The sequence below is a fragment of the Sulfurovum sp. genome, assembly GCF_041551015.1.
Lineage (GTDB): Bacteria > Campylobacterota > Campylobacteria > Campylobacterales > Sulfurovaceae > Sulfurovum.
The window spans coordinates 1-4,505 of record NZ_JBFENQ010000135.1 but is presented as its reverse complement, the minus strand read 5'-3'; the positions used below and the strand labels follow the sequence as shown (position 1 = coordinate 4,505).

At 37.6% G+C, this 4,505-nt stretch carries 7 protein-coding genes and 1 pseudogene; 6 read left to right on the top strand and 2 right to left on the bottom strand.

Going from position 1 to position 4,505, the window contains the following annotated elements; genetic code table 11:
• Positions 1 to 240 precede the first annotated feature (240 nt).
• The 3 genes from ABZC96_RS08425 to ABZC96_RS08415 all read left to right on the top strand — a co-directional run bounded on the left by ABZC96_RS08425 (position 241) and on the right by ABZC96_RS08415 (position 1,599).
• On the top strand, positions 241 to 420 hold the full coding sequence (locus ABZC96_RS08425) for a hypothetical protein (RefSeq protein WP_373030430.1): 180 nt from the start codon (positions 241 to 243) through the stop codon (positions 418 to 420).
• A 71-nt stretch (positions 421 to 491) separates the two neighbouring features.
• Positions 492 to 1,178 (top strand): Bax inhibitor-1/YccA family protein, encoded by a 687-nt coding sequence (locus ABZC96_RS08420; RefSeq protein ID WP_373030429.1) that lies wholly within the window; start codon positions 492 to 494, stop codon positions 1,176 to 1,178.
• Positions 1,171 to 1,599 carry a thiamine-phosphate pyrophosphorylase gene (locus ABZC96_RS08415; RefSeq protein WP_373030427.1) on the top strand — a complete coding sequence of 143 codons (429 nt, stop codon included), beginning with the start codon at positions 1,171 to 1,173 and terminating at the stop codon, positions 1,597 to 1,599. The genes ABZC96_RS08420 and ABZC96_RS08415 overlap by 8 nt, the downstream gene beginning before the upstream one ends.
• Here the strand turns inward: ABZC96_RS08415 and ABZC96_RS08410 are convergent.
• A complete protein-coding gene (locus ABZC96_RS08410) occupies positions 1,565 to 2,287 on the bottom strand; it encodes a methyltransferase domain-containing protein (RefSeq protein WP_373030426.1) in 723 nt (240 codons plus the stop codon). The genes ABZC96_RS08415 and ABZC96_RS08410 overlap by 35 nt on opposite strands.
• A gap of 119 nt (positions 2,288 to 2,406) precedes the next feature.
• Here ABZC96_RS08410 and secG point away from each other — a divergent pair, with 119 nt between their 5' ends.
• The 3 genes from secG (at position 2,407) to pyrE (ending at position 4,027) form a co-directional block, all read left to right on the top strand.
• Positions 2,407 to 2,748 (top strand): preprotein translocase subunit SecG, encoded by a 342-nt coding sequence (gene secG / locus ABZC96_RS08405; protein WP_373030424.1) that lies wholly within the window; start codon positions 2,407 to 2,409, stop codon positions 2,746 to 2,748.
• A 101-nt stretch (positions 2,749 to 2,849) separates the two neighbouring features.
• Positions 2,850 to 3,407 carry a ribosome recycling factor gene (gene frr, locus ABZC96_RS08400; protein ID WP_373030423.1) on the top strand — a complete coding sequence of 186 codons (558 nt, stop codon included), beginning with the start codon at positions 2,850 to 2,852 and terminating at the stop codon, positions 3,405 to 3,407.
• 2 nt (positions 3,408 to 3,409) lie between these two features.
• Positions 3,410 to 4,027, top strand: a complete 618-nt coding sequence (gene pyrE, locus ABZC96_RS08395; protein WP_373030421.1) for an orotate phosphoribosyltransferase — start codon at positions 3,410 to 3,412, stop codon at positions 4,025 to 4,027.
• Between the two features lie 60 nt (positions 4,028 to 4,087).
• Here pyrE and ABZC96_RS08390 read toward each other — a convergent pair.
• Positions 4,088 to 4,505 (bottom strand): annotated as a pseudogene (locus ABZC96_RS08390) (hypothetical protein); the annotation flags it as partial.

The window sequence follows — 4,505 nt, the reverse complement described above, 5'->3', positions numbered from 1 at the left end:
TTTGGTTGTCAAAGATCATTCAATAACACTCTTGCTAGCAACTCGCTAACCGTCCATGTGTTGTTGGACGCGTATTATAGCACCGAACTCCTCTCATGTCAAGAGTTTTTCCCCTTTTATGCTAAATTTGTTGAAAAAAATTATTTACTTACATCATTATATGGAAAATCTTACTCTTCATAGCTATATTTAAGTATAGTATTTTATAATCCTAAAGTAGTTAATACTCAAGGAACATTTATGCGTCTACTTTTTCTTTTCTTTGCTCTATTCATTTTGTCTGCATGTATGGATACGGCGGAAGTACCTACTTCAAGTGTCGAAGAGAAAAGTATCACTCAGATCCAAAGTAACATAACAGAGGCACAAAAAGCCCAGGATGAATACAAAAAGTTACAAGAGCAAAGAGGAGAAGAGTAAATTTCATTATTAACCTTAGATTAATCTCTCTGGACTATACTTTGCATTAAATTAACAATTGAAGGAATAATATGGCTTTATATGATAGAGACTATACGTCAACAGAAGCTGGATACGTTCAAGAAGGTGCATCTGTCAGCTTCATGAAACAAACTTACCAACTCTTGGCTGCAAGTATGATAGCTGCAGCTGCAGGTGCTTATGTAACAATGCCTTATGCAGAAACTGTAATGCAATACAAGTGGTTCATCTTCGGTGCTGAACTTTTAGTACTTTTCTTTGGACTTAGTATGACAAGAGGGAAAGCAGGACTTAATTTGGCAATGCTTTTTGTCTTTACTTTTCTAACAGGTGTCTCTTTGGTACCGCTTTTGGCTTCACTTATCGGTGCAGGAAATGGTGCAGTGATCGGAAATGCTTTCCTTATGACTTCTGTCCTTTTTGGTGCTTTAAGTCTGTTCGCAATTAATAGTAAAACAGATTATTCAAGTTGGGGGAAACCACTTTTTATTACGCTGATCGTAGTGATCATTGCTTCACTGGTAAATATGTTTATACTTCAAAGTCCAATGATGCATGTTATCATTACTGCAGGTATCTTACTTTTATTTAGTATCTTTACTATCTATGATACACAGAATATAGCAAACGGGGCATATGACTCACCGGTAGATGCAGCAGTATCTCTTTATTTAGACTTTCTAAATATGTTTACAGCGCTACTCCAACTTCTTGGAATTTTTGGAAGTGATGACTAAATCTGAAACTTCGGAAAAGATTGAGCGTCTTATCGATGCCAATCTTAACCGACTTAAAGAAGGTATACGAGTGATAGAAGATATCAACCGTTATATCTACGATGACAAATCCCTGACCTCTTCCCTTAAAGCACTGCGACATAAGCTCCAGATCGCTTATAATCAAAACCGTTTACAATACAGAGATATAGAAAATGATGTGCAAAAAGAGAGTATTAGTTCTGAATTATCTCGTAGCAGTATCAATGATTTGATGATAGCAAATTTTTCACGAGCACAAGAGTCTGCGCGTGTCCTTGAAGAGAGTTTTAAACTGATAGATCATACATTATCTGAGCTTTGCAAAGAGGTCCGGTATGGTTTGTATGCTGTAGAGAAATCCTTTTTTATGAAACAAGAAAAGCCAAAGAAGAAGCCTTGACAAATAAGACTTCAAACTCTAGGTAATCTAAAGGGTAACTCTTCATAAGTTGCTTTGTCTGTTTATATGTCAGTTGTTTCTCTCCCCCACTTACACCACTTTTTTTAATATAATTAAACATCTCTCGTACACTCTCAAAATGTAGTTTATACTTTTTTAATTCAAATGTAGCACGATAGTATTTCTCGATCGTACTTCTCAAAACATCCTCACTATAAATAGGTGAAGTTATTTTGGCTGTATCATGTAAGGTTTTAAAAGTATTGGATGTAAAGATAGCAAAATAGACATGGGATGACTTTTTTGCTATCTCAGACAGAGTGAAATCCAAATCTTTACTCCATTGTAAAGCCGAAGAGGAGAGAAGAAGAGTCTCTGGATCCAATGATAGGTTCTCAAATGTTTCAAGCCTATTGAAGTCTGCACATCTTTTTTCAATCTTCTTTGAAGAAGGGTGTATCTCTAACATCTCTTGAGAAGAGTCCAGTACCATAAGATGATCAAAGGTAACATTATTTTTTTCTAGATTCTTATAGACTTCTCCACTACCGCACCCAATATCAATAAGCGTTGAATAATGAGTATTGGGGAGTTGTGCTACTAAAGATTTGGCCACCTCAGCCTGAATGACATTATAGGTATCATACTCATGGGCAAAACGAGAAAACTCTTGAATAACATTAGACATGGGTTCCCTCCTTTTACACGAAATAATGGTCTTCATCACCATTTCAAACTTTTTTAGGTATAATCGCCGAAATTATACCCAAATTTCAATGGGCTATCCAACAACATAAAGAGGCATAGATGACATCAACACTTTTAATCGTACAAATCGTACTTGCAATAGCGATCACAATCGCAGTACTGCTACAAAAAAGTTCAAGCATAGGTCTTGGCGCATACAGTGGAAGTAATGAATCTGTATTTGGAGCAAAAGGACCAACCGGTTTTCTTGCAAAACTTACTTTTACACTTGCCTTTGCGTTTATTGTAAATACTTTAGCATTAGGATACCTCTACACAACTGCAAATACTGCATCTGTTGCAGACACTATCGTTCCTGCAAATAATGCCGCTGTACCAGCAGCTCCAACGACGCCAGAAAATACTACACCTACAGCACCTTCGGCTCCAACTGCCAACTAATCACATGTAAAGAAGGGGAAACCTTCTTTATATATCCATCCTAAATACATAACAAGGTAAAAAAGGGTAAAATTTCCCTAAATAATGCCAAGGAGATAGTTATGGTAAACGAGATTTTTGAACAAACAAAAGAAAATATGCAAAAGGGTATTGAAGCCCTTAAAAGAGACTTTTCTTCACTTAGAACAGGAAAAGTAACTACTGGTATCGTAGATAACATTAAAGTGGACTACTATGGAACGATGACAGCATTAAACCAAGTAGGTAGTGTTATCGCTACAGATGCGACAACAATTAGTATTACTCCTTGGGAAAAAAATCTTCTCCCATTGATCGAAAAAGCGATCCAGGAAGCAAACATTGGTGTGAATCCAAACAATGACGGAGACTTCATCAAACTCTTTTTTCCGCCAATGACAAGCGAGCAGAGACAAGAGATCGTTAAGCAGGCCAAAGGTATGGTTGAACATGCAAAAATTGCTGTCAGAAATGTAAGAAAAGATGGTAATGACAAGATCAAAAAACTTGAGAAAGACAAAGAGATCAGTGAAGATGAATCTAAAAAGGCTCAAGATCAAATCCAAAAGATCACAGATGAATTCATTGCAAAAGTAGACGAAACATTTAAGGCTAAAGAAGCTGATATTCTTAAGGTTTAAATATGCAAAAATCCTATGATGTAGAAAAAGCATATAAAGAAGCAAATGCTCTACTTGAAGGGCACTTCCTTCTAGCAAGCGGCAATCACTCAAATAGATACCTTCAAAGTGCTAAAGTACTGGAACATCCTAAAAAAGCTTCTTTACTCACTGATGCACTGGCAGAGATGATCAGATCACATGGTATTGAAGTAGATACCGTGTGTGCACCTGCCCTAGGTGGTGTACTTGCCGGTTATGAACTTGCTCGTTCACTGGATGTTCGTTCTATCTTTGTTGAAAAGAAAGAAGGGGGTATGGAATTACGTCGTGGTTTTGAAGTAGCAGAAGGGGAGAAGGTCATCATTTGTGAAGACATTATCACCACAGGCGGTTCTGCATTAAAAGCGGCCCAAGCCATAGAGGCATTGGGTGGTGTTGTAGTAGCCTTTGCATCATTGGCAAATAGAGGATTCTGCAAGCGTGTGGGTAGTGATACAGAGCCTAAAAGAGAGTGTAGCCTACCAAATGATGTGCCACTTTTTGCACTTGATGACTTTACTTTTGAAATGTTCACTCCTAATGAGTGCCCTATGTGTAAAGAGGGTGGAACTGCGATCAAACCTGGAAGCAAAGGCTAATTAAGCATTATTCCTTTCACTATGCTAAAAGTACTTCTTTACTTTTAGCATTCATTTTCTTTAAACCACTCTCCACACAATAGCACAAAGTTCTACATCTATATCGGTCTTTCTTGGCTTGATGCTAAATGTTTCTATCTCACAGTTGTCTGCATTGTATTTTTCATTTAATGCATCTATTTTATCTTCCAGTTCATACTCAAGTGCTTCTATCTCTTCTTCTATAGCTAGCATGCGCTCTTCTGCTCTGCCCATCTCTCCACGCTCTTTGAGTACCTTGCTGCCCTTGCTTACTGCACGGCCTATTTTGGTCGGGCTTTTACGTCCGAACAGAGCTCCAAGTACTGCTATACCTACCTCTATCATCGAACCAGTAGAATCGGATGCTTCTTTTTCTACACGTTCTTTGGCACGGAAAAGTCTTTCGACAAGAATCTTCTCTTTTCTACCGTAGCGTATTTGCAGTTTTTCTATTTCA

Coding starts and splice junctions, on each gene's coding strand:
- ABZC96_RS08425 (WP_373030430.1), top strand. CDS start 241: ATGCGTCTACTTTTTCTTTTCTTTGCTCTATTCATTTTGTCTGCATGT.
- ABZC96_RS08420 (WP_373030429.1), top strand. CDS start 492: ATGGCTTTATATGATAGAGACTATACGTCAACAGAAGCTGGATACGTT.
- ABZC96_RS08415 (WP_373030427.1), top strand. CDS start 1,171: ATGACTAAATCTGAAACTTCGGAAAAGATTGAGCGTCTTATCGATGCC.
- ABZC96_RS08410 (WP_373030426.1), bottom strand. CDS start 2,287: ATGTCTAATGTTATTCAAGAGTTTTCTCGTTTTGCCCATGAGTATGAT.
- secG (WP_373030424.1), top strand. CDS start 2,407: ATGACATCAACACTTTTAATCGTACAAATCGTACTTGCAATAGCGATC.
- frr (WP_373030423.1), top strand. CDS start 2,850: ATGGTAAACGAGATTTTTGAACAAACAAAAGAAAATATGCAAAAGGGT.
- pyrE (WP_373030421.1), top strand. CDS start 3,410: ATGCAAAAATCCTATGATGTAGAAAAAGCATATAAAGAAGCAAATGCT.